General features: G+C 69.2%; 23 protein-coding genes and 3 pseudogenes. 12 read left to right on the top strand and 14 right to left on the bottom strand.

What is annotated here, in order from left to right:
• Window positions 1–94: 94 nt before the first annotated feature.
• Complete coding sequence (locus tag ABZ807_RS29995; protein WP_357165333.1) at window positions 95–2,866, bottom strand: AAA family ATPase; 2,772 nt, start codon at window positions 2,864–2,866, stop codon at window positions 95–97.
• A gap of 281 nt (window positions 2,867–3,147) precedes the next feature.
• Between ABZ807_RS29995 and ABZ807_RS29990 the strand changes: the two genes are divergently transcribed.
• Both ABZ807_RS29990 and ABZ807_RS29985 read left to right on the top strand, forming a co-directional pair.
• Window positions 3,148–3,849 (top strand): alpha/beta hydrolase, encoded by a 702-nt coding sequence (locus ABZ807_RS29990; protein ID WP_357165330.1) that lies wholly within the window; start codon window positions 3,148–3,150, stop codon window positions 3,847–3,849.
• A gap of 248 nt (window positions 3,850–4,097) precedes the next feature.
• Entirely contained in the window at window positions 4,098–5,003 is a 906-nt protein-coding gene (locus tag ABZ807_RS29985; protein WP_357165327.1) for an alpha/beta hydrolase, read from the top strand.
• Window positions 5,004–5,529: 526 nt separating this feature from the next.
• Here ABZ807_RS29985 and ABZ807_RS29980 read toward each other — a convergent pair.
• Together ABZ807_RS29980 and ABZ807_RS29975 are read right to left on the bottom strand one after the other, a co-directional pair.
• Window positions 5,530–5,814 (bottom strand): transposase, encoded by a 285-nt coding sequence (locus ABZ807_RS29980; RefSeq protein WP_357165343.1) that lies wholly within the window; start codon window positions 5,812–5,814, stop codon window positions 5,530–5,532.
• A gap of 53 nt (window positions 5,815–5,867) precedes the next feature.
• Window positions 5,868–6,307 (bottom strand): annotated as a pseudogene (locus ABZ807_RS29975) (DUF5996 family protein).
• 257 nt (window positions 6,308–6,564) lie between these two features.
• On the opposite strand from ABZ807_RS29975, the gene ABZ807_RS29970 reads away from it, so the two are divergent.
• The 3 genes from ABZ807_RS29970 (at window position 6,565) to ABZ807_RS29960 (ending at window position 9,388) form a co-directional block, all read left to right on the top strand.
• Complete coding sequence (locus tag ABZ807_RS29970; RefSeq protein ID WP_357165324.1) at window positions 6,565–7,284, top strand: alpha/beta hydrolase; 720 nt, start codon at window positions 6,565–6,567, stop codon at window positions 7,282–7,284.
• Window positions 7,285–7,326: 42 nt separating this feature from the next.
• The gene (locus ABZ807_RS29965; protein ID WP_357165320.1) at window positions 7,327–7,920 is read left to right on the top strand and encodes an antibiotic biosynthesis monooxygenase; all 594 of its coding nucleotides are present in this window, start codon (window positions 7,327–7,329) and stop codon (window positions 7,918–7,920) included.
• Window positions 7,921–8,278: 358 nt separating this feature from the next.
• Window positions 8,279–9,388, top strand: coding sequence for an alcohol dehydrogenase catalytic domain-containing protein (locus ABZ807_RS29960; RefSeq protein WP_357165317.1), 1,110 nt, complete (start codon window positions 8,279–8,281; stop codon window positions 9,386–9,388).
• 508 nt (window positions 9,389–9,896) lie between these two features.
• Here ABZ807_RS29960 and ABZ807_RS29955 read toward each other — a convergent pair.
• Window positions 9,897–10,127: an ester cyclase gene (locus ABZ807_RS29955; protein ID WP_357165340.1), complete on the bottom strand. Its 231-nt coding sequence runs from the start codon at window positions 10,125–10,127 to the stop codon at window positions 9,897–9,899.
• A gap of 18 nt (window positions 10,128–10,145) precedes the next feature.
• Between ABZ807_RS29955 and ABZ807_RS29950 the strand changes: the two genes are divergently transcribed.
• Window positions 10,146–11,585, top strand: coding sequence for a malectin domain-containing carbohydrate-binding protein (locus ABZ807_RS29950; RefSeq protein ID WP_357165314.1), 1,440 nt, complete (start codon window positions 10,146–10,148; stop codon window positions 11,583–11,585).
• A 194-nt stretch (window positions 11,586–11,779) separates the two neighbouring features.
• On the opposite strand, the gene ABZ807_RS29945 is transcribed toward ABZ807_RS29950, so the two are convergent.
• Window positions 11,780–12,634 carry a hypothetical protein gene (locus ABZ807_RS29945; protein WP_357165311.1) on the bottom strand — a complete coding sequence of 285 codons (855 nt, stop codon included), beginning with the start codon at window positions 12,632–12,634 and terminating at the stop codon, window positions 11,780–11,782.
• Complete coding sequence (locus ABZ807_RS29940) at window positions 12,631–13,548, bottom strand: ABC transporter ATP-binding protein (protein WP_357165337.1); 918 nt, start codon at window positions 13,546–13,548, stop codon at window positions 12,631–12,633. Before ABZ807_RS29940 ends, ABZ807_RS29945 begins: the two co-directional genes overlap by 4 nt.
• 122 nt (window positions 13,549–13,670) lie before the next feature.
• Here ABZ807_RS29940 and ABZ807_RS29935 point away from each other — a divergent pair, with 122 nt between their 5' ends.
• On the top strand, window positions 13,671–14,900 hold the full coding sequence (locus tag ABZ807_RS29935) for a sensor histidine kinase (RefSeq protein ID WP_357165308.1): 1,230 nt from the start codon (window positions 13,671–13,673) through the stop codon (window positions 14,898–14,900).
• Window positions 14,897–15,559 carry a response regulator transcription factor gene (locus tag ABZ807_RS29930; protein WP_357165305.1) on the top strand — a complete coding sequence of 221 codons (663 nt, stop codon included), beginning with the start codon at window positions 14,897–14,899 and terminating at the stop codon, window positions 15,557–15,559. Before ABZ807_RS29935 ends, ABZ807_RS29930 begins: the two co-directional genes overlap by 4 nt.
• 655 nt (window positions 15,560–16,214) lie before the next feature.
• On the opposite strand, the pseudogene ABZ807_RS29925 reads toward ABZ807_RS29930, so the two are convergent.
• The 4 genes and pseudogenes from ABZ807_RS29925 to ABZ807_RS29910 form a co-directional block, all read right to left on the bottom strand.
• Window positions 16,215–16,790 (bottom strand): annotated as a pseudogene (locus tag ABZ807_RS29925) (site-2 protease family protein); the annotation flags it as partial.
• Between the two features lie 64 nt (window positions 16,791–16,854).
• Window positions 16,855–17,340 carry a hypothetical protein gene (locus ABZ807_RS29920; protein WP_357165302.1) on the bottom strand — a complete coding sequence of 162 codons (486 nt, stop codon included), beginning with the start codon at window positions 17,338–17,340 and terminating at the stop codon, window positions 16,855–16,857.
• Window positions 17,341–17,455: 115 nt separating this feature from the next.
• A pseudogene (locus ABZ807_RS29915) lies at window positions 17,456–17,569 on the bottom strand (IS701 family transposase); the annotation flags it as partial.
• 99 nt (window positions 17,570–17,668) lie between these two features.
• Window positions 17,669–18,331: a hypothetical protein gene (locus tag ABZ807_RS29910; protein ID WP_357165299.1), complete on the bottom strand. Its 663-nt coding sequence runs from the start codon at window positions 18,329–18,331 to the stop codon at window positions 17,669–17,671.
• Between ABZ807_RS29910 and ABZ807_RS29905 the strand changes: the two genes are divergently transcribed.
• Both ABZ807_RS29905 and ABZ807_RS29900 read left to right on the top strand, forming a co-directional pair.
• Entirely contained in the window at window positions 18,288–19,178 is an 891-nt protein-coding gene (locus ABZ807_RS29905) for a helix-turn-helix domain-containing protein (RefSeq protein ID WP_357165296.1), read from the top strand. The two genes, ABZ807_RS29910 and ABZ807_RS29905, sit on opposite strands and share 44 nt — an antisense overlap.
• Window positions 19,162–19,527, top strand: a complete 366-nt coding sequence (locus ABZ807_RS29900) for an integrase core domain-containing protein (protein ID WP_357165293.1) — start codon at window positions 19,162–19,164, stop codon at window positions 19,525–19,527. Before ABZ807_RS29905 ends, ABZ807_RS29900 begins: the two co-directional genes overlap by 17 nt.
• Before the next feature lie 42 nt (window positions 19,528–19,569).
• Here the strand turns inward: ABZ807_RS29900 and ABZ807_RS29895 are convergent, their stop codons facing one another.
• The 3 genes from ABZ807_RS29895 to ABZ807_RS29885 all read right to left on the bottom strand — a co-directional run bounded on the left by ABZ807_RS29895 (window position 19,570) and on the right by ABZ807_RS29885 (window position 23,032).
• On the bottom strand, window positions 19,570–19,722 hold the full coding sequence (locus tag ABZ807_RS29895; RefSeq protein WP_357165290.1) for a hypothetical protein: 153 nt from the start codon (window positions 19,720–19,722) through the stop codon (window positions 19,570–19,572).
• Window positions 19,723–19,775: 53 nt separating this feature from the next.
• Entirely contained in the window at window positions 19,776–21,236 is a 1,461-nt protein-coding gene (locus ABZ807_RS29890) for a benzaldehyde dehydrogenase (protein WP_357165288.1), read from the bottom strand.
• Between the two features lie 521 nt (window positions 21,237–21,757).
• Window positions 21,758–23,032 carry an NAD(P)/FAD-dependent oxidoreductase gene (locus ABZ807_RS29885; protein WP_357165285.1) on the bottom strand — a complete coding sequence of 425 codons (1,275 nt, stop codon included), beginning with the start codon at window positions 23,030–23,032 and terminating at the stop codon, window positions 21,758–21,760.
• Window positions 23,033–23,067: 35 nt separating this feature from the next.
• Between ABZ807_RS29885 and ABZ807_RS29880 the strand changes: the two genes are divergently transcribed.
• A complete protein-coding gene (locus ABZ807_RS29880) occupies window positions 23,068–23,814 on the top strand; it encodes a class I SAM-dependent methyltransferase (RefSeq protein WP_357165282.1) in 747 nt (248 codons plus the stop codon).
• The gene (locus ABZ807_RS29875; protein ID WP_357165279.1) at window positions 23,807–24,613 is read left to right on the top strand and encodes a hypothetical protein; all 807 of its coding nucleotides are present in this window, start codon (window positions 23,807–23,809) and stop codon (window positions 24,611–24,613) included. The genes ABZ807_RS29880 and ABZ807_RS29875 overlap by 8 nt, the downstream gene beginning before the upstream one ends.
• Here ABZ807_RS29875 and ABZ807_RS29870 read toward each other — a convergent pair.
• Complete coding sequence (locus ABZ807_RS29870) at window positions 24,557–25,735, bottom strand: polyprenyl synthetase family protein (protein ID WP_357165276.1); 1,179 nt, start codon at window positions 25,733–25,735, stop codon at window positions 24,557–24,559. The genes ABZ807_RS29875 and ABZ807_RS29870 overlap by 57 nt on opposite strands.
• Window positions 25,736–25,888: the final 153 nt, after the last annotated feature.

Here is a 25,888-nt window from a genome sequence, read left to right as displayed (position 1 = left end):
CCGCTTGGCGAACTCGCCGATCCGATAAACGCTGCTCACAACAGTCAACTGTAGACAGCTCTAAGCGGAGAAGCAACCACTAGTCGCTGCTCCTCTAGTTCTGCCTCGGATGGACCGATCGCAACGTCCGCGCCGAGAGGGCCGAGCGAAGTTCACCGCGGCTGGTAATCCCGAGCTTCGGAAAGATGCGGTAGAGGTGTGTGCCGATCGTCCGGTGGGACAGATACAGCTGCTGTCCGATGTCTCTGTTTGAAAGCCCTTGGGCGGCGAGTTGGGCGATTTGTAGCTCTTGAGCGGTCAGTTGGTCGCTGGCGGCGACGTCGCGTCGGCGGCTGGCCTCCCCGGACGCTCGAAGCTCTCGGCGGGCTTGGTCGCTCCAGGCTGCGCAACCCATGGCGTCGAAGGCATCGCGGGCGTCCCGCAGCGGAGTGCGCGATTCGGCGATTCGGCGCTGGCGCCGTAGCCACTGGCCGTGTGCAAGCAGGAGCCGGGCACGCTGAAGGGGCCAGTGCGTGAGGTCGGCGCCGAGTGCCCCCTCGAAGCGACTCGCGGCCTCCTGGGGGTCCTGGGCGAGTAGCGCGCGTGCGTGCAGCAGTCCTACTGCGATGCAGGTCCCCGGGATGTCGCCGGATGCTGATTCGACCTGTCTCACGCGCGCTCGTGCTTCGTTGATCCGACCCGTGTGCAGTGCAGCTTCGGCGAGATCGCCGATGAGCCAGCACGCGACAATCGGGTGGTGTGCCGGACTCGCCGGATCGAAGAGGCGTTCGGCCACCTCGTAGGCGTCGGAGTGCCTGCCCGCTCCGAGTGCGGCGAGGATCCGACCGAATTGCGCGAAGGCGACGGTGATGTTCGCCCCGGTCCGCACCGCGATACGCTCGGCCCGGGCCGCGGCTCGCTCAGCCGCGTCCGGATCGCCGCGGATCCCGGCGATGATCGAATCGACTGTGTCGGCTGCTGCGATCCATTGCGGCTCGCCGAGCTCTGTCGCCAGGCGCCGAGCCTCTTCTGCCGCGGGAATCGCTACGGCCCAGTCAGCGACCTGCGCTGCCATACTTCCCTGCAGCGTGAGCATGCGCGGCAGATGCCCGAGCCGTCCTTGCGTTCGGAGACCCTTGACCGCCTCACCGAGGAATCTCGCAGCGAGATCGAAGTCCCCCACGGCTGCAGCTGCCGGGCCCAGGAGACGGGCGGCGTCGGTATCGCGGTGGAGATCGGTCGCGGCTGCGCGGACGCGCTCGACTACTGCCGGTGCCGTCCCGAACGGGTCGGCATAGGCCTGGATCGCAAGGATCCGCAGGTCGGCGGATGCCGGATCACCCAAGCGATTCGCCGCTTCGACAAGGACTCTGCGTGCCGAGGGTGCCGGATCCACCATCCAGGCCCGGGTGGCGACAAGCCAGGCCATGTCGAGTTGTAGTTCATGATCACCTGCCTTGCCCGCATGCTCGGCGGCGGCGATCAGTGCTGCGGCACGTGGCGTGTCGCCAAGTGGCCGCGTATGGACGACTTCTTCAATCCACGTGGCGCGAGCTCGCTCGATCGGATCGGGATCGAGGTGCTCCACCTCACGCAGTATCGGCGTGACGACGTCGCGTTGGCCGAGCTCGAAGGCGAGCTGCGCTGCGGCGAGCAGGCGCCGGACGCGCTGCTTGGACGGGCTCAGCTGGGCTGCCCGCTGCAAAGCGGTGACCGCGACCGCGAGTGCGCCGCAGCGCCTCGCGCGTCCGGCTGCCTCCTCCAGTTCCTTGGCGATCTCTTCATGCGTGCCGCTGATCAATGCAGCGCGATGCCACACGCGCCGGTCCGGCTCGGCGCGCAGTACCTCGGCAAGCGCCTCGTGCACCTGGCGGCGCCGCGACAGGCTCGCACTCTGGCGCACCGCCGAGCGGATCAGCGGGTGGCGAAAGCGCACCGTGCGCAGGTCAAGGTCGACGATCGCGGCCTCGGCCGCCGGATCAAGCAGCTCGAGCCCCAACGTGGTCCCGGCAACCGCGCCCGCGGCCTCGAGGATCTCGCTGACGCGCTCGTCGTCGCTGAGCGCCGCGACCAGCAGAAGCAGCCGGGTCATCTCCGGCAGATCCGACACTCGGGCGGCGAAGGCCTGTTCGAGCCGCTGCGTGAGCGGCAGCGAGCCTGGCGCGATCGGCTCCAGTCGTGCCGCAGTGGTCGGCAGCTCAATGAGCGCGAGAGGATTGCCGGCGGCCTCGCTCAGCACCCGGTCACGGATCACCGGGGAGAGCTCCTGCGCTGACGCGTCCAGCAGTGTCTTCGCGTCGGCGGGCGCGAGACCGCTGAGGCGCTGCTGCGGCAGTCCGGCATCAACGAGCGGCGACGGGTAACCCTCGCGCGCGGCGGCCACCAATACGATCGGATCGGACTGTATGCGGCGGGCGACGAACGCGAGCACTTCGGTCGTCGGGCGGTCAAGCCAATGCGCGTCCTCGGCCAGGACCAGCAGCGGTGCGTCGGTCGCCACCTCGCAGAGCAGATCAAGAACAGCCATCGCGATCCGGAATCGCTCCGGCGCCGACTCCTGCGCCAGCCCGAAGACAGCATCGAGCGCGGCACGCGGCGTCGCCGGTAAGTCCGCCGCGCGGAGACGCACCGGGCGAAGCAGCTGGTGAAGGCCCGCAAACGCCAGATGCGCCTCGGACTGTACCCCGGTCGTGCTCAGCACCGTGAAGCCGCGTTCGCGCGCAACCGCAGCCGCCACGGCAAGCAGCCGGGACTTGCCGATTCCCGGCTCGCCGTACAGCACCAGCGGCCCGCCGCTACTCCGGACTCCATCAAGCAGCGAGCCAAGCAGCTCGGTCTCGGCGTCCCGACCGAGCAGCGGCCCAAGGTTGTTCACAGCGATCGACATCAGACCCATCCTCGCAGCCGGTGACAGACCGCAGAAGGCCCGTAGCAGTACCCAAAGACAGCAGACGCGGTTGTCCCGGCAATGCCCTGCCCGGTGCGGACGAAACGCCAGGTCAGCGGCGTGTTCTCCGCTCGCCGTAGCAACGGCCCGCTGGACTCCCCATGAGCTGTCTGCCAGAAACCTGCGTCACGAACTGAAGTCAAATGACGTACGCGGCGCTCGAGCACGGCGACCTACCGTCCTGGTATTGCCCCGGACTCACGAGAGGAACAGGGACCACCATGGGCACACATACGCTGCGAAATGTTGTTCTTGTACACGGAGGATTCGTCGACGGCTCCGGCTGGCAGGGCGTCTATGAATCACTCACCCGAGACGGCTTCCGAGTCAGCATCGTGCAGAACCCGACCCTCTCGTTGCAGGGCGACGTCGAAGCCACCCGGCAGATCATCGACGCCCAGGACGGACCGGTCGTGCTGGTCGGCCACTCCTACGGCGGCGTGGTCATCACCGAGGCCGGTACCCACCCGAACGTGGCCGCGCTGGTGTACGTCGCGGCGTTCGCCCCGGACAAAGGGGAATCGGTCAGCACACTCATCGCCGACCCGCCGCCCGGCGCGCCGGTACCGCCGATCCTGCCCCCGCAAAACGGGTTTCTCTTCCTCGACCGCGAGAAGTTCCCGGCTTCCTTCGCTGCGGACCTGCCGGCCCCGCAGGCCGAGTTCATGGCCGACTCCCAGGTCCCGTGGGGCGCTGGCGCGCTGGAAGGCGCGGTAACCGAACCCGCCTGGCGGAGCAAGCCCAGCTGGTACCTGGTCGCCACCGATGACCAGATGATCCCGCCACCGGCGCAGCACGCCATGGCCCGGAGGGCCGGCGCCACCGAATCCGAGATCGCAGCCAGCCACTCCGTCTACCTGTCGCAGCCAGAAGCGGTGGCGAGCTTCATCGCGCAGGCCGCAGCCGGCGCCCCGCAGCAGTAGACACCACGCCAGACGCCGTCCGGCCTCCCCTACCAGCCGACGAGTCCGCGTTCTTGGCCGACTCCGAGATGCCATGGGGGTCGGCGCGCTGGCCGGTGCGGTCACCGAGCCGGCGTGGCGGCACAAGCCCAGCTAACCCCCTGGTTACGGCCGAGGTCATCAAGGAGGCGTCGAGACAGGCTCCCAGCCCGGTGTGGACCAGGGTTGGTCCGCCTTCGGGGCTGCGGGTGGGACTGCCTCGTCATGCGGTGCATGGCGCCGCCAACCAAATCAGCACAGTTCAGCGAAATGAGGAGATCACCATGGCACCGAATGTCTCACGCCGTCAGGTGTTGGCGACTGGCGCGGCTTTGGCCGGGTCGGCAGCGCTGATGGCCACTCCGCTCGGGGCGGAGGCGGCGACCGCCGCGACGGCCCAGGCGGGCAGGTCGGGGGCGAAGATCAAGCCGACCATCGTGTTGGTGCACGGTGGCTACGCCGACTCGTCGTGCTGGAACGGGGTCATCCCGGAGCTGCAGCGCGAGGGTTACCTCACGATCGCGGGGTCGAACCCGCTGAGGGGCATCCCCACCGACGCCCCGTACATCGGGAGCCTGCTGGACTCCATCAGCGGGCCGGTCGTGCTGGTGGCACACTCCATGGGTGGGACCGTCATCACCAACGCTGCTGCCGGGAAGAGCAACGTCAAGGCTCTGGTCTACATCGCAGCGTTCGTGCCCGATGTGGGCGAGACGCAGGGGGATCTCATCAACAAGTTCCCCGGCAGCGAGGTTCTGCCCGTGAGCGTCCCGGTCCCCTACACGAAGGCCGACGGCACCACCGGAACCGACCTGTACCTGAGCAAGGACGGCCAAGCGGCCTTCGCCGCCGACATTCCCACGGCGACGTTCCGACTCCTGCAGGCCACGCAGCGGCCGTTCGATGCGGACTCCTTCATCTACCCGACCCAGGCCGCCGCGTGGCGGACCATCCCGTCGTGGGGGCTGGTCGCCGGCCAGGACAAGGCGATCCCACCCGCGTGCGAACGCTTCATGTACAGCCGCGCGAACGCCCGCAAGGTCGTCGAAGTGCCGACCGCGTCCCACGTCGTCATGATCAGTCAACCGAGGATCGTCGCGGACCTGATCCAGGACGCCGCCACGGCGACGTCCTGACGTCGCAGGTCGCCAGTGCCCCGGCTCACCACTGTGAGCCGGGGCACTGGCGACGTGAGCTGAGGAAGTACCGACTGTCAATCACCCGGCAAACGATTGGTCGCTAGGTTCTTCACACTTGTGTCATCCCTGAATGAGCGGGGCCAGTCAAGGGGGCGGGTCTTGGGTGTTGTGCCGTTTTTCTGGCCCGGTCCGGTCGGCTTCTGGCGCGCGTTGTCTCGCTGCCGGGGTCAAGGCTGGCCGGAGGTCACCCCCGTCAGGGGGCTTGGCCTTGACGCCGGCGAGAACGACGCGACACTGCGGCGCCGGAGCGGGTGTGTAGTTGTGGGTGGTCGTCTCCCTATCCCACGACGCTGATGGGGGTGGGCAGGCCCGGAGGTCGGGCTGCCGGTCATCCCTTCGCCGCCCAGGTGGCGGCATAGAGCGGTGCGGCGTGCAGCCAGGCGGGGTCAATCAAGTTGGCGACCACGCCGGTAGGGGGTCATGACACAGCACGACCACGCGCGCTGGCTGCGTCCTAACCTGCTCACGATGGCCTGGCCGCGGCCAGCGACCGGATCTGTCCGTCGCGTAGGCCGTAGTAGACCAGGGTGAGCAGCTTGCGGGCGGCGGCAACCTTGCCGATGTTGCGGCCCCGCCGCTGGATGATGCGGGCCTTGTCTGCGGACAGCTTCGTGCCGGCCCGGGTCGGTTGGATGGCTTCGAGGGCGGCCCACCGCACCAGGCGTGAGCCTTGCTTGGTAATCGGCCCGCGGTGCACGGTGGTGTCGGACTCCCGGTGGCGGGGGGTCAGCCCGGCCCAGCTGCACAGCCGGCCCGGGGCGTCTGGAATCGCGAGCGCGGCCTGGATGAGCGCGGCGTGGGTCAGCGTCTGTGGGTAGTTGCCGAGGTGGGGGCGCCGGCGTCGTGCGTGGCGTCCTCGGAGGACGGGATGCTGTCGGTCAGGTCGTAGGGCTTGGCCCGGAAATGGACGCGGATGCCGAGGTACGCCAGCGCGGTGAACAGTCGCTCGTGGAACGCCGCGACGGACAGGCCGGGCAGCGGGAAGGAGACCGTCTGACTGGCCAGGGTGTTGATGACCAGCCGGTGGTCGACGAAGTCAAATTCGATGGCGAACACGACATCCCGGCCCATGGTCCGGGAGGTGATGCCCCGGCCGGTCAGATGGAACGCACGTGCCACCAGTGGTTGCGCGGCCGGGCCTGGTCCAGCCGGATCTTGCCCGCGATCTGCGCGAAGCGGTGGACGGTTTCCTTCGAGTCAGCCCAGGCGGACAGCGGGATCGGCGGGAACAACTCGGTCATCCGGACTCCTCCAAGCGTGCTGGACACCATTCGGGCCCACGCCGGCATCCTTCCCGATCCGATGGCCGGGTGGGCGCCAACCTCACGCCTTCACGACGGCTCGCCCCGACCACGTTTACGCCTGGGCCGATCTGGTACTCGCTGCAGGACTGCCGCTGGTCCGGGCGGCGCGCACCGTCAGCGTGCGGATGTCCGCCGTCGCCCGCAGGCCGGCGTGGGCAGGAACGAACATCCCACCCAGTAGGGAAGGAATCCCCATGAATGGCCGACCGAACATCGTCCTCGTCCATGGCGCCTGGGCCGATGGCTCCTGTTGGAGCGGCGTGGTCGAGCGTCTACAGGCCGCCGGCCACCACGTGACGGCACCCCAGTTTCCGATGACCTCTACGCCCGATGATGTCGCCCGGCTACGCCAGGTCCTGACCTTGCAGGACGGCCCGACGATTGTGGCCGGACACTCCTACGGCGGCCAGATCATGACCGCCCTCGGCACCGACGCGCCGAACGTGGTCGGGCTGGTGTACATCGCGGCGTTCGGGCTGGACCAAGGGGAATCGCTCGGCGCTCTGCTGTCGCAGGGCCCTACACCGCCAGCGCTGGAGCACCTGTTCACCGACAAGCAGGGCTTCATCTGGCAGCAACAGGACGACTTCGTCCAGCACTTCGCGTCCGGCGTCGACCCGGTCCAGGCCAAGGTGTTGCACGCCGTACAGCAGCCGATCGCCAGTTCTGCCTTCTCCGAAGCGATGGGTGTCCCGGCCTGGAGATCGCTACCGTCCTGGTACCTGATCGCCGCACAGGACGAGGCGATCCCGCCGGACGCGCAGCGCATGTTCGCCGGCCGCATGGGCGCGACCGCCACCGAGGTCCCTGCCGGCCACCTCGCGATGGTTTCTCACCCGGACGAAGCCGCACAGCTCATCATGTCGGCAGTCGAGGCCCGGACCGCGATGCCGACAGGTCGAGCCCGCAGATGACAAGGAGGCACAAGTAGCACGCTCCGGCCCGAGAAGGGGGCGATGGTGGTGGGAAACGAACGCGGACGAAGCGAGCGAATGCTGCCGCCTCCATCGCCCCGACAGGCGGTCCTGGCTCAGTTCATCGCCGGTCCCGGGCGCGCGGACGCCGTCCGAGACGCCCTTCTGCAGCTCGTGCGGGCGGCCCGGGAGGAACGCGGCAACCTCGGCTACGACGTGCATCAGCTGAGGAACAATCCGGCCGCGTTCTACGTGCTCGGCAACTGGGCGGACGAGCAGGCCCTGGACGCGCATCTGGCGAGTGAGCACGTTCGGCGGTGTCTCGCGGAGACCGTCGCGGGTGAGATCGTCGCCCCCTACACCCTGTGGCGCGTGCGGCTGCTGTCGGAACCCGACACCCGGTCCGACCGCCCACGGCCGGCCGCGAAGTCGCCGGCTCAGGTGACCCTCGTGCCGTTCTTCACGATCAAGGCTGGCGAGGAGACAGCGGTCGGCAACTGTCACCTGGAGATGGTCGGGATCACCCGCGCCGAGCCCGGGTGTCTGGGTTACGACCTATACCAGTCGGTCGAGGACCCACCGTCATGTTCCTCTAAGAGAACTGGACTGATCAGGCGGTTCTCGACCAACACATGAACACGTCCAACTTCTACCGCATCGTCCGCGGCGAGATCGACAAGCGCCTCGTGCCCGTGGACCGCGCACACGATGACGATGATCAGCGAACCCCATCGCGAGCGGGTCGCGGCCTGACCGGGCCCGACCCGGCCGCCGCGCGTCCGGCCCGCCGGCGGGGGAGTCCGGTTGAGTGCCACCCGTACCGAATCGTGCGGTTCGGGGCGGGCCGTGCGCCAGGGCCAGGAGTTCGAGTCGCGGGTGTGGACGGCAGCGACTTGACGGCTGCGGTTCGTCGATGAAGAGGGCGTGAGGGATGAGAGCCGTCGTCTATCGCGATGTGCGCTGTGTCGACGTGTGCGATGTTGCCGAGCCGACGGTGCTGGAGGAGACTGACGCGGTCGTGCGGGTCACCTCCACGGCTCTGTGCGGCACGGATCTGCACATGTACGACGGGCGGACGGGCGCACAGCCTGGCCTGGTTTTCGGCCACGAGCCGTTGGGTGTGGTCGAGCGGGTGGGGTCTGCGGTGCAGACGGTCGACCCGGGCATCCGGGTGGTGATCCCCACCCACCTGTTCTGCGGCATCTGCGCCATGTGTGCCCGCGGCCTGTCCGCCTTGTGCCTGCGGGCACGGACCGAGGGGCCTGGCGCCGCGTACGGCTACGCGGGCATGGGTCCCTACCCGGGTGCGCAGGCGAAACTGCTGCGCGTGCCGTGGGCCGACGCGAACTGCCTGCCGGTGCCGGGAGAGCTGGGCGACGCGTACGAGGACGACTTCGTGCTGCTCGCCGACGCGTTTGTCACCGGCTGGCACGCGGCCGCCACTCTCGCCGACGTCCGCGCCGGGGACACCGTCGCCGTGTTCGGCGCCGGCACGGTCGGATTGCTCGCCGCGTACTCCGCCAGCCTGCTTGGCGCCCGCGCCGTCTACTGCGGCGACCAGGTCGGCGCCCGGTTGGACAAGGCCGAAGAACTGGGGGCGGTGCCTATCGACTTCCGTCAGGGTGATCCGGTCGAGCAGATCCGCGGGGACCGGGCCCGCCGTGGCCTGCCGCTGGGGGAGGAGAAGCTGCCGGGTGTGGACAAGGTCATCGACGCGGTCGGCTTCCAGGCCCACGACCGCGTCCACCCCGACCGCGAGCGCGCCGACCAGGTACTCGCCGACGCTGCCCGCCTGGTCAACCCCGGCGGCGCGATCGCCGTCGTCGGCGTCTACCCGGAGAAGGACCTCACACCCCAAGTGGGCGGCACCACCGACGGACACCTCAACGCCCCGTGGGGCACGTTCTTCGCCAAGGGCATCGCGGTGCGATTCGGGCGTACCCACGATCGCCGCTACACCCGGCTGCTGCGCGACATGGTGACCTCCGGCCGGGCCCGGCCCGGCACGATCATCACCCACCACGGCAGCCTGGACGACGCTCCCGACTTCTACCGATGCTTCGACCAACGGCAGGAGGTGATCAAGGCAATTCTGCACCCCTGACGGCCGGCTCAGGTGAATTCGGTCTCAGGAGGATGCCTAGCCTGGGTGATTCATGGTGATCCACAAGTTGTGGGATCGGCCGGCGTGTAAATAGACGAAAGCGCCCCTCTGGCAGGGGAAACTTGTGATTGCGACATCTACAGGCTTCTCTGCAAGGGAGGCACTTCCGAGGTGCAGTCTACGGCGTGGTCGAAGGATCTGCGGGCCACCGCGGACGGAACGGGTGTGGTGTCGCACGTCGGCGCCGCGCTGCTACGAATGCTCGCGGATCGGGCCGGGCTGACCACCGCACTGTCCGGTGCGCTGACCCGGACCGGCTCGTTCCCAGTCCATGACCGGGGCCGGGTCTGTGGGCGCCGTTGGTGCCCCCAGTGGCCCGTGATGCGTCCATGAGAGAACAACGCTCGTGAGTCCGGCGATGCCGAAATCCATCAGGCCGAGAACTGCGCAGGGAGGGGCCGTGCACGTCGCTCGACCCCTCCCTGCCTTCAACGGCGTGCTCGTCGACCTACTCGGTGGGGATGATGCCGAGCTGCTGGAGGACCTTCACGCCGTCGTCGAGTCCGACCTCTTCGACGATGAGTCCGTCGACGACCTTGAGGACGGTCGTGCCGGTGAAGCGGAGCGTCTTGCCGGACGCCGCCGGCACCGAGCCGATGGGCACGTCGTCGAAGACGATCGGGCCGGTGTGAGTGCCGCCGCCTTCCCACTGGCCGACCACGTAGTCGCCCTCGGCGATCAGGTCGGCGGTGCCCCCGTGCTGAACTTCGGCGCCAGCACCGGCTTTGCCCGCAACGGCCAGATCCCCTCCACGGGCAAGCCCAACGCGGCGCTCTACCCGTTCTGGGACGACGTGATCGTGGACGCGAGCACCGCGGGCGTGTACACCGGCGTCGTCGGCACCGCCCCGCACCGCTCGTTCGTGGTCGAGTGGCGGAATGTTGCCCACTGGTCGGCCCAGGCCGAGCCGTTCTCCTTCTCCGCGGTCATCGGTGAGGACGGCAAGATCTCCTACCACTACAAGGACATCGCCGGCACCGGCTTCGAGTCGGGCTCCAGCGCCACGATCGGGTTTGAGAACGCCACCGGCACCGACGCCTTCCAGTACTCCTTCAACACCGGCGGCGTGCTCTCCGACGGCTTCAGCATCGACTTCCGCACCACGAAGACCGGCGTGGTACGCGGCACGGTGCTCGACGCCAACGACGGTGAGGCCATCACCGGGGCAACGGTCACGGTGGGCAGCGGCAGCACCATGGTCACCGCCACCACCGGGACGGACGGCGCATACCTCGCCCAGGCCCCGGTTGGCGACACCTCGGTGAAGCTCTCGGCTCCGACGTACCAGCCCGTCGAGCAGGCGGTGACGATCGAGGCGGGCGGTGTCGTGGCGGTGTCCGAGGCGCTCAAGACCGGCAAGGTGACGGTCGCCAAGGACGCGTACGAGATCGTGGTGCCCGCCGGCCAGGCGCGCAGCCGCGCGTTCGAGCTGGCCAACTCGGGCTTCCCGACGGCGTACACCGTCGTCGAGGACGCCCCGTGGCTGTCGGTCACCCTGACCGGCAGTGACCTGGCGACGGGCGCGAAAGCGGCCGGCACCCTCTCGGTCGACACGGCCGGGCACGCGCCGGGCGAGGTGCTCACCGCCACCGTGCAGGTGAACTCCGACAGCGGCCGGGTGCCGGTGATCAGCGTTCCGGTGAAGGTCGTTGTGCCCCGCTACCAGGCTGCGCTCGACGCTGGTGCCTCCGGTGCCGTCGTGGACACACTCGGCGACACCTGGCAGCCGGACCAGAAGTACCTGGCGGGCTCCTACGGCTATCAGGGCACGTCGAGCGTCAAGGCCACGACGCGGGCCATCGCCGGCACGGACGATCCGAAGCTGTTCCAGGACGCGCGGGAGGGCAGGTACGAATACCGGTTCGACAACGTGCCCAACGGCGTCTACACGGTGGAGCTGGACTTCGCCGAGGTGTCGAGCAGCAAGCCGGGCCAGCGGGTCTTCGACGTCCTTGCTGAGGACGTCGAGGTACTGTCGTCCCTCGACATCGCCTACGAGGCGGGCACCTACGCGGCGGTCACCCGGACCTACACGATCACCGTGACCGACGGTGTGCTCAACGTACGGTTCGTGGCGACCAGCGGTAAGCCGCTGATCAACGCCATCCGTGTCACCGAACGGCCCGACAAGGCCTGACGGACCGACCAGAAAGGGGCCCGTCCCGCCGTCCGGCGGGGCGGGCCCTTCGAAACCACCGGCCCGGCGGCGGCCCGGAATCGGGGCGGCGGACCGCTCGCGGTCGCCGTGCCGGGCGGTCAGCTCGGCGAAGATGGCCCAGAGTTGGCCGACACCTCCGGGAGCGCGCACTGCGCGCCCCCGGAAGGCTCCGTTCACACGTCGCGGCGTCGTATGACGACGAGCGCGACGACGATCGCGACCAGCGGCCAAACCGCGTACACGATCCAGGACTCGGTGATCGTGGCGACGTAGTAGCCGGGGCGGGACGGCGGCAGCCATTCCGTGCTCAGCCGCTGCCAGGCGGTGAGCACCATCGAGTGGTTGAGTTCGGCGGACCAGCGCCGGCTTGTCGAGAAGAACGCCGGCAACACCAGCAGGGTGAAGATGCCGGCCGCGGTGGTGGCGGCGGTGTGCCGGATCAGGAAGCCGAGACCCAGGCCGATCAGCGCGCAGACCGGGGCCACCAACGCGGATGCCACCATGGCGCGGAACGCGCCCGGATCGGTGATCGAGATCGCGGCATCCCGCCCGGCGAGGATGGCCTGGGAGACCGCGAACGAACCGCTGGCGCTGACCGCTCCGACCACAGCCCAGACCGCGGCGACGACGACCGCCTTGGCCAGCACCACCGCACCGCGGGCCGGTACGGCCACGATCGTGGTGCGGATCAGTCCGCTGCCGTACTCGCTGACCACGGCTATCGCGCCCATGCTGACCGCGACGAGCGTCAACGTCCAGTACCCGGTCGACGGGAAGGCATCGTGCAGCGAGAACATGTGCTCCCGCTGTGACTCCGGGCTGTAGCGCGGGAAGTTGTTGTAGTCCGCCATCGCCGCCAGCGTGGCGGAGCCGATGACGAACAAGGTGATGAGGCCGAGCGTCCACGGGGTGGAGCGCAGCGACCGCATCTTGATCCACTCGGCGGCGAGCAGGTCGCGGAAGCGGGCGGGCGGTTCGGCGACGCGTACGGCCGAGGTCAGCGGGGAGGCGGAGACTTTTGCGCTCATCGGGGCTGCCCCGCCAGGTACTCGACGCTGTCGGCGGTGAGTCGCATGAATGCTTCCTCCAGGGATGCGGTGCGGGTGGTCAGTTCGTGCAGCAGGATCCGGTTGTCGAAGGCGAGGGTTCCGATCCGCTCCGCCGGTAGCCCGGTCACGGTGAGCCGCTCGGCGTCCGGCTCGACCGTCGCGCCCGCGGCGGTCAGCACCGCCACGAGTTCGGCGGACTGCGGGGTACGTACCACGACGCCGATCCGGCTGCTGCGGGCGGCGAAGCTGTGCAGGGGCTCGGCGGCGATGAGCCGGCCCTGGCCGATGACGACGAGCTCGTCGGCGGTGTTCTCCATCTCCGACATCAGATGGCTGGAGAGGAATACCGTCCGGCCCTCGGCGGCGAGCCGGCGGAAGAGGTGGCGTACCCAGCGCACGCCCTCCGGGTCCATGCCGTTGATCGGCTCGTCGAAGATCAGTACGGGTGGGTCGCCGAGCAGTGCCGTGGCGATGCCGAGCCGCTGCTTCATGCCTAGGGAGAACCCGCCGATGCGGCGCCGAGCGACGTCGGTGAGGCCCACCTCGTGCAGCACCTCGGCCACCCGCCGCCGTGGAATGCCGTTGCTGACGGCCAGGGCCGACAGATGCGACGCGGCGCTGCGCCCGCCGTGAACCTGCTGAGCGTCGAGCAGCGCGCCGACGTGGCGCAGCCCGCGCGGGTGGCTGCGGAACGGAACGCCGCTGACGGTGGCGGTTCCGGCAGTCGGTGCGTCCAACCCGAGGATCATCCGCAGCGTGGTGGACTTGCCGGCCCCGTTCGGGCCGAGGAACCCGGTGACGTGTCCGGGCCGTACCGTGAAGGACAGGTTGTCGACGGCGGTCTTGCCGCCGTAGCGCTTGGTGAGTTGGTTGACTTCGATCACGAACCCAATCCTGCTGGCGAGCCTCCGTTCGGGCATCGGGCCGTCGGCGGCAATCGCGCCGGTCCGGCTAGCCTGTGGGCGTACGTCCGCGGGCCAATGCCGCACGGAGGGCAGCCGATTAGTCTTGCCTCGTGGACGTCACCGTGAATCTGCCCCGGCTGCCGCTGCACGACCGCGTACCGGCGGCGGTGCGCGCCGCCCTGGCCTGGGGCGGAGCCATCGCCTCTCCGTTTCTGCTGATCATCACGGTGCAGAACGGGGCGAATATCTGGTGGACCCCTGGCCTGGTGGAGATTTGCCGGCGGTACCTGTTGCCGGCCATGGTCATGGCCCTGCCCGTCGCCCTGCTGCGCCGCCAGCCCCTGACGACCCTGGCGCTGCTGCTCGCCGGCTCGTCCGTGGTCACGGTCACGTTCGCTTCCCCGTGGGACACGGCGTACGTGGGCGAGATCCGCTACCTGCAGGTGCTGGCCGTCGACCTCACGGTGGCCTATCTCGCGGCAACCCGGCGGCGTCGGATTTCGGTCGCCGCCGCCGTGGTGGCGCTCGCGGTTCAGGTGGTCGCCGAATTCGTCAAGCCGGTCGGCCGCGATCCCCTGACCGGAGCCGTGATCACCCTGCTGGCCATGGTCACCGTCTGGATGATCGGCAATTCCGTCCGTGCACGCCGGCGGTACGCCGAGGAGCTGCGCACCCAGGCGGCGAGCCAGGCGGTCACCGCAGAGCGGCTACGCATCGCCCGCGAGCTGCATGACATGGTCGCCCACAGCATCGGCGTGATCGCGATCCAGGCCGGCATGGGTAGCCGGGTGATGGACACCCAGCCGGCTGAGGCCCGCGAGTCGCTGCGTGTGATCGAGGCCACCAGTCGGGAGACGCTCGCCGGACTGCGGCGGATCCTCGGCGGCCTGCGCCGTGCGGAACCCAGCGAGGCATCGGGGGCACCGCTCGAGCCGGCGCCGGGACTGGCCGACCTGGACCAGTTGGCGGCCACCACCGCGCTGGCCGGCCTCCGGGTAGACGTGCGGTGGCGGGGAGAAAGGCGGCCGATACCTGGTGACATCGACCTGTCCGCGTTCCGCATCATCCAGGAGGCGGTCACCAACGTCGTACGCCATGCGGGTACGGACGAGTGCAGGGTGACCGTCGAGTACCAGGACGACGAGCTGCACATCGAGATCAGCGACAACGGTCGCGGATGCCTCGTCGCGGACACCGGCTACGGCATCACCGGCATGCGCGAGCGGGTCGGGCTGCTGCACGGCGAGTTCAGCGCCGGACCGCGCCCCGAGGGCGGCTTCCGCGTGGCGGCCACGCTGTCGCTGCCCGACCGGGTTCCCGCACCGGCGGTGCTGCGTTGACCATCCGAGTCGTGCTCGCCGACGACCAGCCGTTGGTCCGGTCCGGTCTGCGGGTGCTCATCGCCGACAATCCTGATTTGGCCGTCGTGGGCGAGGCCGCGACCGGGGCGGAAGCGGTCCAGTTGGTCAAGGAGGTCGCGCCGGATGTCGTGGTGATGGACCTTCGGATGCCCGGCATGGACGGGATCGAGGCCACCCGACTGATCACCACCGGGCAGCCGGCGACGCGCGTTCTCGTCCTGACGACGTTCGACGAGGACGAGCACGTCTACGGCGCGCTCAGCGCCGGCGCGAGCGGATTCCTCGTCAAGGACATGGCACTGGACGACATCCTCGCCGCGATCCGGGTGGTCGCCGCCGGCGACGCTCTGATCGCGCCGAGCGTGACCCGCCGGCTGATCGCGGACTTCATGGCAAGCCGCAAATCAGCCGTCGAACGCTCCCCACGGCCGGTCGCCGGGATCACCGAGCGGGAACGAGAGGTGCTGACTCTGATCGGTCGCGGCCGATCAAACAGCGAGATCGCCGACGAACTGTTCATCTCGGTGGCCACCGCCAAGGCGCATGTGGCGCGGCTGCTCACCAAGCTCAGTGCCCGGGACCGGGTGCAGCTCGTGATCATCGCCTATGAGATGGGGCTGGTTACGCCGGCCCGCTGAACACGTTCCCAAGCGACGGCCTCGCCAGGTGGTTGACTGGCGCGGCCATCGGGCGCGCGATCGGTCGGTCCGCACGTGTCGGTCTGGCGCAAGCCACTCGACGCCGGTGAGGAGGGCTGACTGGCCCAGCCTGGATTCGGTGCTGCGGGCGGGCAAGGAGCGGCTGAGTCCGGGCCGCGCGGCGAGAACCTCTGGTCCGCCGTGGGGCCGGCGACCCGGACGAACGGCGTCACGCGACCCGCTGGTCTGGTCGAGGTCGATGATGACGGCGATCCGGCTGTCCGCTTCGGGACTGAGCCGTCATCGCGGCCGACGTCCTCGGCGAACCTGATCCCTGACGCCGGGTGTCCGCCCGTCGTGGAGATCGGAGGAGCGAATGAGAACCCCCTTTCTGCTGGCGGTCGACCGGCACGATGATGGTCGCGGCCCTGGTCACCGCACTGGTCGACGCCGGGACCGAGCTGACCTACGCCGAGCTGGACCGGTACACCAACCGGCTGGCCCGGTTGCTCATCGAGCGCGGCGTGGGCCCGGAGCGGTTCGACGTCTCGGTGTCGGTGGTCAAGAAGTCCAGCGCCGTCTCGCCGAGCGGCCCCCACTTGGTGTCGATGAACGCGGCCACCTCGGCCGGGGTCGCCTTGGGCTTGTCCAGGTAGGACGCCTTCGTCCGGTCGCCGGTGGCCTTCCAGACCACGGCGCGCAGCAGCCGGCCGCCGTCCAGCGGCGCCGCCGGCAGCACGTTGAAGATCGCCAGGAGTACGTTGATGCCGGCCAGCCAGGCCAGCGAGCCGAGCAGCAGGCCACGCTGCCCGGCCAGCGCGAGCACCACGGCGATGGCGCCGAAGAAGACGCCGACCAGCAGGCTGACCAGCGGCCCGATCCCGGCGATGCGCAGCTCCGCGCCAAGATCACGGGCCTCGCCGCGCAGCTCGGCCACGCCTCCGAACAGCCACAGGGTGATCCCCTCGACCTGGAGGCCGTTGCGCTTGGCGATTACCGCGTGGGAGACCTCGTGGGCCAGCAGGCCGAGGAAGAAGACCACCGCGGCGGCCAGCCCGGCCAGCACGTACTCCCAGGTGGGTCGACCCGGGTAGGAATGGGGGAACTGGTTGGCCGCCAGCGCCCACGCGATCAGCAGGAAGATGACCAGGACGCTCCAGTTGACCCCGACGGGTACGCCCGCGATCCGGCCAAGCCGGAAGCTCGCCCTGACCGGGCGAACATCGCCCACGCCCGCCGCGACCTACACGACCGCCGTGACGTCTTCGCCGTCTACGGCATCTAACAAACCATGATCAAACCGGACACTCCCGAACAACGCCGGGGCCGTGCCACACGGTGGACGCGGCCACCTTGATTCCAAGCACGAGCAGTTCGCCGTGAGGTCGGCGATATCCCCAGGTGGGATTTTCCCGGGCCAAGCGCAGCACCAGGGCGCGGATGGAACGCAGGGTCCGCGGCCGGCCCGGGCGCTTGGCCCGGGACGCGGCTGCGTGACGACGGGCGACCAGGCTGCGATGCCAGCGCAGCACCGTGTCGGGGCGGACCAGCAGCGGCACCTTGCGCAGCACATCCAGCGGCAGCCGGTGTAGCAGTGCCGCCAGGAACGCCCGATCAGTCGCGTCGAACCGCACTCTCTCCTTGCCCAGTTGGCGCTCCAGCACGGTGATCTGATGGCGCAGGGCAAGGATCTCGGTGTCCTTGTCCCGGTTGCTTATTGGCAGCAGGCGCAGTACCGCGAACGCGTTCGTCACGCCCAGGTAAGCCAGTGGCAGCAGCACAGCGGACCATCATGCCGCGGCGATCACGGGCTGCAGGAGTCCAGTGCATGCAACCTGTGCCCACACACCCGGTAAGCCACGCCCCACCAGGGCGGATGAGGTTCTCGGCAGGGGCAAGGTAGAGCCGGCGGTCGATCAGCGCCCGCCTCGCAGGGGAGACGTAGGCCAGGAACACCCCGACCTGGCTGTTCTCGACACGACCGGCGGTGCTGGTGTACTGCCGTTGCACCGGGCAGCCGCCACGCTCCGTAGCCGACTTCCGGCGCCGGTCCGCGTACGGAACTGCCGAGGTCAGTGCGTTCAGTTTTGGCGGTTGGCGTTGCTGGCGTCAACCGGGCCGTGCGGCCCTCATGCGGGCGTACTCGACCTCCATGTCAGGTGGGCCGAAGCCGTAATTGACGTAATCGGCACGCATGTCCTCGATCGCGGCTTCCAGATCGGCCGACGGGCCGTCCTCGGCGAGCAGTACCACCAGCGGCTCCCACATTGCGCCGCCGAAATCGCGTATGCCACGCAGCGCTTCGAGGTAACGGCCGGGCCGAAGTAGATCGAGTGCGGTGCGGGCGAGCTTGTCGGCTGCACCGACCAGCAGCGCCGCAGCATGGTCGAGCTCCTCGGTCGTCGTCACCGTCGCCGGGTACCTGTCCGGGTCCAGGCGCAGGTGGTAGAAGTTGTCCTCTTGTCGAGTCTCGACGAACCCGATCCCGTAGGACGTCGCGTTTTTGTCCAACGGGATCGCAGGCTGGCCCCAGCGGGCGGCGCGCCAGTTCACGTACTCCCACCACGCAACCGGCACCACACCGATGCCCACGCCGACGAAGATCGTGCCGCCGCCCACACTGCGCACAACACTCCGTCTGACATAGACCTGTGCGACGCCGTCGGTCGTAACGACTGACCAGTTCCCCCCAGTGCCGCGGAAGCCCAGCGGCCGCACGACGGCGCCGATGTCCTTGTTCAACCGGCTCGTCGTCTGCGCGGGAGTGATCATCCGGTACACCGTACTCGTTGGCGCGCCCGTCGGGACGGCAGCAGGCGATCATATCAACCTGTACCGCTCGGAAACCCGGTTCTGGCCTCTGAGGTGCGGTTTGTGCGGCCCAGCCAGTCGACCGCGAGGCATGGTGGCGGGCATGTTCCTGTCCTTCGGGTACCTGGTCTTGTGTCAGATCCTGCGGCTCGTCGTGGTGCAAGGCCTGCGTGGCGAGCGGTCCATGGATCTCGAGATTCTTGTGCTGCGTCATCAGGTCGCGGTTCTGCGGCGGCAGGTCGCACGCCCGGACCTCGAGCCCGTCGACCGGTTGGTGCTGTCACCCCTGTCGCGGCTGCTGCCTCGGTCCCGCTGGTCGACGTTCTTCGTCACCCCAGTCACCCTGCTGCGGTGGCACCGTGAGCTGGTCGCCAGAAAGTGGACCTACCCGAAACGACGACCAGGGCGCCCACCGATACGGGCGGAGATCCGCACCCTGGTGCTGCGCCTGGCCCGGGAGAACCCGACCTGGGGCCACCGCCGGGTGCAGGGCGAACTGCTCAGGCTTGGCTATCGGGTCGCGGCCAGCACGGTGTGGAGCATCCTGACCGCTGCCGGCATTGACCCGGCTCCGCGGCGCGGCGCGCCGACCTGGTCTCAGTTCCTGACCGCCCAGGCCAAGGGCGTCCAGGCCTGCGATTTCCTGCACGCGGACACGATCGGGCTGACCCGCATCTACCTCCTGATCCTGATGGAGGTCGAGACCCGGCGCGTACACGTCCTCGGTGTCACCAAGCATCCGACAGGGGAGTGGGTCACCCAGCAGGCCCGGAATCTCCCGGTTCAGGTTTTTGATCCGAGACCGTGACAGCAAGTACATCGCCGCGTTCGACGAGGTCTTCATCGCCGAAGGCACCGAGATCCTGCGCACTCCGCCTCGGGCGCCTCGGGCGAACGCGTACGCGAAGCGGTGGGTTCGCATGGTCCGCCGGTCGTGTCTCGACCGGATGTTGATCTACAACAGGCGGCATCTCCTGGCCGCCCTCGAGGAGTACGTGGCCCACTACAACGAGCACCGGCCGCACCAAGCCCGGCACCAACAACCGCCCAACACCACCGACACACCGCCCCCATCGGTCGCAGGCCTGACCTCCGCACGAGTGCTCCGCAGGAAGATCCTCAACGGCCTGATCAACGAATACTCCCAGGTGGCGTAGCTCTGACCGACTTTTCGAGCAAGTACACGCCCGGCGCGGCGGTCAGCGGCCGCCCAGCTGATCATCGCCGGGCACGCCTTCACGCAGCACCGGCGCCGCGGACACGACGAGCTCGCCGTCGATGCCCCGCCGGCTACGCGGTTCGCCGCTGCGTTCGCCGAACTCGCCCTGGCGATCTGACCACGCACCCGACACGGGTTCAACCCGTCCCTCGATCCCATAACGCAGCAGCGCCCTCCTTCCTGCGGTCAGAACGGGTAGGCCGGGGCCTGGCCGCGGACCGTGACCCAGCGGGTCTCGGTGAACGCCTCGACGTTGGCGGCGGCGCCGCCGAAGCGGGATCCGGTGCCGGATGCGCCGACACCGCCGAACGGTGCGTTGGCCTCGTCGTTGACGGTCTGGTCGTTGATGTGCACGATGCCGGTCGGCAGTCGGTCGGCCAGGGCCAGACCCTGCATCACGTCGCGCGTGACGATGCCCAGCGACAGGCCGTACTCGCCGGCCGCGGCCAGCCTGGCCGCCTCGCCGAGGTCCGCGAAGCGGGCGACCGGCGCAACCGGGCCGAAGACCTCCTCGGCGAAGGCGGGCGTGTCCGCGGCGGCGTCGGCCAGCACCGTGGCGCCGTAGAACAGCCGGTCGTAGGTGCCGCCGGCGGCGACCCGCGCCCCGGCGTCGGCGCTGGCCCCGATCAGGGCGTGGATCTTGTCTCGCTGGCCAGCGTCGATGACCGGGCCGATCGCGACCTGTTCCCGGGCGGGATCGCCGACCGAAAGCCTCGCGGCCTTGTCGGCGAGCCGCTCCACGAAGTCGTCGTAGAGGCGTTCATGGACGAGGTGCCGGCCGGTGGTCATGCAGATCTGGCCCTGGTGGAAGAAGCTGCCCCAGGCGGCGAGGTTGACCGCCTCGTCGACGTCGGCGTCATCGAGGACGATGAGCGCGGAGTTGCCGCCGAGCTCGAGGTGGGCGCGCTTGAGGTGTCGGCCGGCGAGCTCGCCGACGCGGCGGCCGGTGCCGGTGGAGCCGGTGAACGAGATGACGCGGACCAGCGGGTGGGTGACGATGGCCTCGCCGACGTCGGCGCCGCCGGGCAGGACCTGCAGCAGACCGGGCGGCAGGCCGGCCTCCTCGAAGATCCGGGCGATGGTGACGCCGCCCGTGACCGCGGTGCGCGGGTCCGGCTTGAGGATGACCGCGTTGCCCAGGGCGAGGGCCGGCGCGACCGAGCGGATGCCCAGGATGATCGGCACGTTGAACGGGGCGATGACCCCAACGACGCCGGCCGGCACCCGCCGGGCCATCGACAGGCGAGGCTGCTCACTGGGGATCAGCTCGCCGTAGGGGCGGGCGGGCAGCGCGGCCGCCTCGTAGCATTCCTGCTCCGCGACGTGCACGGCGAAACCGGCCATCCCGGGGATCGCGCCGACCTCGCGGACGTTCCACCACATGGCTTCCTCGGTGTGCTGCGCCCACAAGGCCCCGGCGCGGCGCATCACGGCAGCGCGCTCAGTGTGCGGGGTCTGCGCCCAGGCGTGCTGCGCGGCGGCGGCGATCTCGGCAGCGCGGGCGACGTCTGCCGGGCCGGCGATGCCGATCCGGCCGAGCAACGCCCCCGTGGCGGGTTCGATGACGTCGCGCACTCCGCCGGAACCGGGCGCCCAGGACCCGCCGATAAAGATCTTGTCGTGCCAGTGTGACGTGTCCAGAAACACCTAGGGTTCCTTCCACTCGGTTCAAGTGGTGCCGAATGTAGGCCCGCCGTTCGCTCACATCAATACGGAGTTTTAGATATTCGAACTCTGCTTCGAACTCAGGCTTCGACGCGGTAGCCCATACGGGCGGAAATTTCCAACGCCGTGCGGCGCAGCGGCCCCTCCAGATGGGAGACGATCGACTCCCGCGTGGAGGTCCGAATCGGGAGGTGGGCGGCGACGGTTGATCGCCGCGAACGCGGTCCGTCCGGTTGCGCACCGCCGTGAGCTGCTTGACCTTATGCTGATCTTTGGACGGCGCCACCTAAGCTTAGAGTCGGTGGTGGTCGAGTACGTCGATCATTACCACTGGCATCGTCCACATTGTTCGCTGGCACAGTCGCCGCCGTTCGAAGCGGCGCAGACGCCGGTCGTCATGGCCGGCGGGCGGGTGCTGCGGCGTGACCGCCTCGGCGGCCTGAAGAGCGTCTCATGGCTCGACTCCCACAGAGAGGTCGCGCCGCTACCAACCCCGGGACAGTTCAGTGAGTTCCTGCAGGTCTCGGGCCCGCGGCGGGGAATTGCGCGGTGAACCAGTGGGCGGCGTCGCTTCGCCGGCCGGCGGCCGCAATGGTGCGGCTGGCTGCCGTAGCGAGCCGGCGGTGCCGGCTGGGTAGTGCGTCGTGCGCCAGGTCATTCCAGTACAGCCCCCATGCTCCGGCGACGGCCGCGCCGATTCCCGGAGCCGACAGTGCCCGCGCGGTGAGTGCCACCGCAAGCGGATGCCTCACCATGCCGGCGTGGACCGGCGCGTTCGTGCGATGGTGACGTATCGCGCCGTGCAGGTACGCCAGGTAGTGGCGGTCGGCGCAGCGCGGCCCCGCCTCGAGGATGGCGTTCGCGGCGGCGTGGCCGCTGGCCATGGCCTGGGCGATGCCCTCGCCCTGCAGCGGATTGACGAGTCCGGCCGCGTCGCCGACGAGCAGCACGCCGCTCGCGGCCGGCGTGGTGCCGCGCACGCCCATCTTGAGCCAGCCGCCGGCGAGGGAGCGCGGTTTGGACCTGGGCAACAGGCCCAGGCGTTCGAGATGGGCGAGGAAGTTGGCCAACTGCTCGCCCGCGTGGCGGCTCGCGACACGGTCGGACCCGAACGCGAGGCCAAGGCCCACATTCACGCCGCCGCCCGCCATCGGGAACGCCCAACCGTAGCCGGGAAACAGGCGCCATCGCCGAGGCTCCCACAACACGATGTGGGGCAGATCCATGTCGTCGTCGAGGTAGCCACGCAGCGCGAATCCCCATAGGGCCTTCGCGGAGTCGACCAGGCCGGCGCTGTGCGCTACCGAACTGGTCGCGCCGTCCGCGCCCACGACCACGTCGCCGCGGATGGTGGCGCCGCCGCTGACCTGCACCCCGTCCACGACGTCCTGGTCGTACACGAGGCCGGTGACCCGTCGTTGCACCGGGATCGCGCCGGCTGCGACCGCCATGTCGAACAGCCGCGTGTCGAACTGGTCCCGGGTGACGGCGATGGCGTGGTCGGCGTAGTTGCTGCCGGGTAGGGCGGGCAGCAGCACACGCCGGTTGTTGGGCGCTACGACAATCATGTCTCCCAGCGGCCGCGCTCCGGTCACCGACACCCCGAGCTCGTCGAGCAGGTGGACGCCGCGTGGGCCGACCAGATCGCCGCAGGCTTTCTCGCGGGGGAACCTGCGCCGGTCGACGATTGCGACATTCACCCCTGCACGGGCCAGGACAAGCGCGGCAATGCTGCCGGCTGGCCCCGCGCCGACCACTATGGCGTCGTGCCGTCGCATAGAGTGAGCCTAACCGCTAACATAGAGGAGGCGCTATGCGTAGCGTGCGGCGATCCCGCGTTGAGCCCAACGTGTTCGCCAGAGAGCTGTTCAAGGGCCTGCCCGCCCGGTACGACCTGCTCGCCGAGGTGCTCTCGTTCGGTCAGAACCACCGATGGCGCCGCGCGATGGTGGACGCCGTGCTACGGATGAACAGCTCCTCAGGGCGGGTGCTGGACGTTGCCACCGGCACCGCCGGCGTCTCGCTCATGCTCACCGACCGAAGCGGCGTGACCACGACTGGCATTGATGTCAGTGCGGACATGCTGCGGCGCGGCCAGAGTCGCGTCGCGCGCCGCGCCCGGGGCGACCGGATCCGTCTGGTGTTGGGAAAGGCTGAGCAACTGCCCTTTCCGGCCAACACCTTCGACGCCCTCACCTTCACCTATCTGCTGCGGTACGTCGCCGACCCGGCCGCCACGCTGCAGGAGCTGTTCAGAGTCGTGCGTCCGGGCGGCACGATTGCCAACCTGGAGTTCCTGGTGCCGAGCAACCCGGTGTGGAGGGCCGGCTGGGTCGGGTACACCCGCGCCGTGCTGCCGGCCGCGGGCTTCGTCACAGGTGGCCGTGAGTGGGCCAAGGTAGGCCACTTCCTCGGACCCTCGATCAGTGAGCACTACCGCCGGTACCCGATCGAATGGACCATCGCAGCGTGGGAGGCGGCCGGGGCCGAGGACGTGACCGTTCGCCGGATGAGCCTCGGTGGCGGCCTGGTGATGTGGGGACGGAAGGCCAGTGGCTGACGAAACGGCAACAGCGAAGGACGCCCGGCCGCAGGCCGAGCCGGGCGTTGAACGCGCGGAGGCTCCGGGTGCCGCGTTCTACGCCCGGCGCGGCGGCCGGGGGGCCGACTGGTGGACAGTGCTGCACCCGCCATACACCGCGTGGCATGTCTCGTACGCGGTGCTTGGCGCACTACTGGCACCCCACATCAACTGGCTGGTCCTCGGCGCCACCGCGCTGGCATTCTTCCTCGCAGTCGGACTCGCCGCGCATGCCCTCGACGAACTAAACGGCCGTCCGCTGGGCACCTCCATCCCCGATCGGGCGCTGTGGGCGGTTGCGATCGTGAGCCTGGCAAGCGCGGTCGCGCTCGGGGCGGTGACAATCGCGTACACCGGGCCGGTACTCATCCCCTTCATCGTCCTGGGCGCCTTCCTCGTGTTCGCGTACAACCTGGAACTGTTCGGCGGCCGACTGCACACCGACTTCGGCTTCGCCGCAGCGTGGGGTGGCTTCCCGGTGATTGTCGGGTTCGTCGCGCAGGCCCCGACGGTCAACGCGGCCACCATCCTGGCCGTGGCCGCGGCCACGCTCGGCTCCACCGCGCTGTCGCTTGCACAACGGCGCCTGAGCACCCCAGCGCGCACCCTGCGCCGGCGGGTGCGCGACGTGTCAGGCGTCGTCGCCTTCACCGACGGAACGCGGAGCAAATTCGACCGGGACACGCTACTTGTCCCGCTGGACGGCGCCCTGCGGATGCTGTCATACGCTGTGCCACTGCTGGCTGTCACGCTCGTTATCGCCAGACTCGCGGCGTGACCCGTTCGCGTTTGCCAGCGGGTCGAACGCGGTTACAGCCAGGGCGAGGCCGCGCAGGACCGCAAGGGCGGAGTCGTCGACCAACGGCGCACGTTCCAGAGCGGCCAGAGCCGCCGCCCCAAGCCTGGCGACCTCGTCCTCGACGAACGTCCGCGCGCCGCTGCCCTCGATGACCGCACGCAGTTCGACGACCGCGTTATCGGTGCCTTCGACCAGCAATGCGTCGATGCGCCGCGCATCAGCTGCCCCGGCCCGACGGCGCGCCTCCGCCAGCAGCAGTGTGCATTTGCCGTCCCGCAGGTCATCGCCGGACGGCTTGCCGGTCGTGCCGGGGTCGCCGAACGAGCCCAGCAGGTCGTCCCTGAGCTGGAACGCGACTCCCAACGGCAAAGCGTAGTCGGAGTAAGCGGCAAGCAGATCCTCGCCCGCACCGGCGAGCGTCGCACCGAACCGCAGCGGTCCCACCGTGGTGTTCGCCGCGGTCTTGGCTTGCGCGACGGCGATCGCATCTTCGACCCGCAACGCCCTTTCGGCCTGCGTAATGAGGTCCAGGTACTGGCCTCGGATCGTCTCCGCGCGCATCGCATCGAAGACCGGCCCCGCTCTCGTCAACGACGCGGGTGGCAGCCCGCTGGCCCGCAGCATCTCGTCCGCCCAGACGAGGCACAGATCGCCGGCGACGACGGCTCCGGCAATTCCGAAATGATCGCCTTGGCCTCGCCAACCCCGGGCCGCGTGGCGTGCTGCCAACTCGCTGTGTACGGCGCGCCCACCTCGGCGCAGCACCGAGGCGTCCATGATGTCGTCGTGAATCAGCGCGCAGCCGTGCAGCAACTCGAGCGAGGTGGCCGCGACCAGCACCTCCTCGCAGTCGGCGCCGCCGGCGCCGCGCCATCCCCAATAGCAGAATGCGGGCCGCAGCCTCTTTCCGTCACGCAGCAACAGGTCGACGACGGGCTCGAGGAGAACCCGGTCGAGATCTGGATGCGGTGCCCGCGCCAATCGGACGGAGAGAAAGCCGGCCAGATGCTCCTCGACTCGCTCTCGCAATGAAGAGATGTCGAGGACCGTCTTTACCAGGTCTACCGGATCTGCCGGCAATGCGCCCGGTTCGGATGTCATGAGCGACCCGCCATCAATAGCCCAGTAATGACCGCGCGGTTACTTCCCTGCAACCCATCCTAGTACGGCAGCCGCCATTGGCGGTCTGACCTGGCGGGATGCGGTGGGGGGGTGTGCGAAGTGGACGCAGCCGCCTGTTGATCATGTGTTTGT

The sequence above is a fragment of the Micromonospora sp. NPDC047548 genome (assembly GCF_040642975.1).
GTDB lineage: Bacteria > Actinomycetota > Actinomycetes > Mycobacteriales > Micromonosporaceae > Micromonospora.
This window is presented reverse-complemented; position numbering and strand designations above follow the sequence as displayed.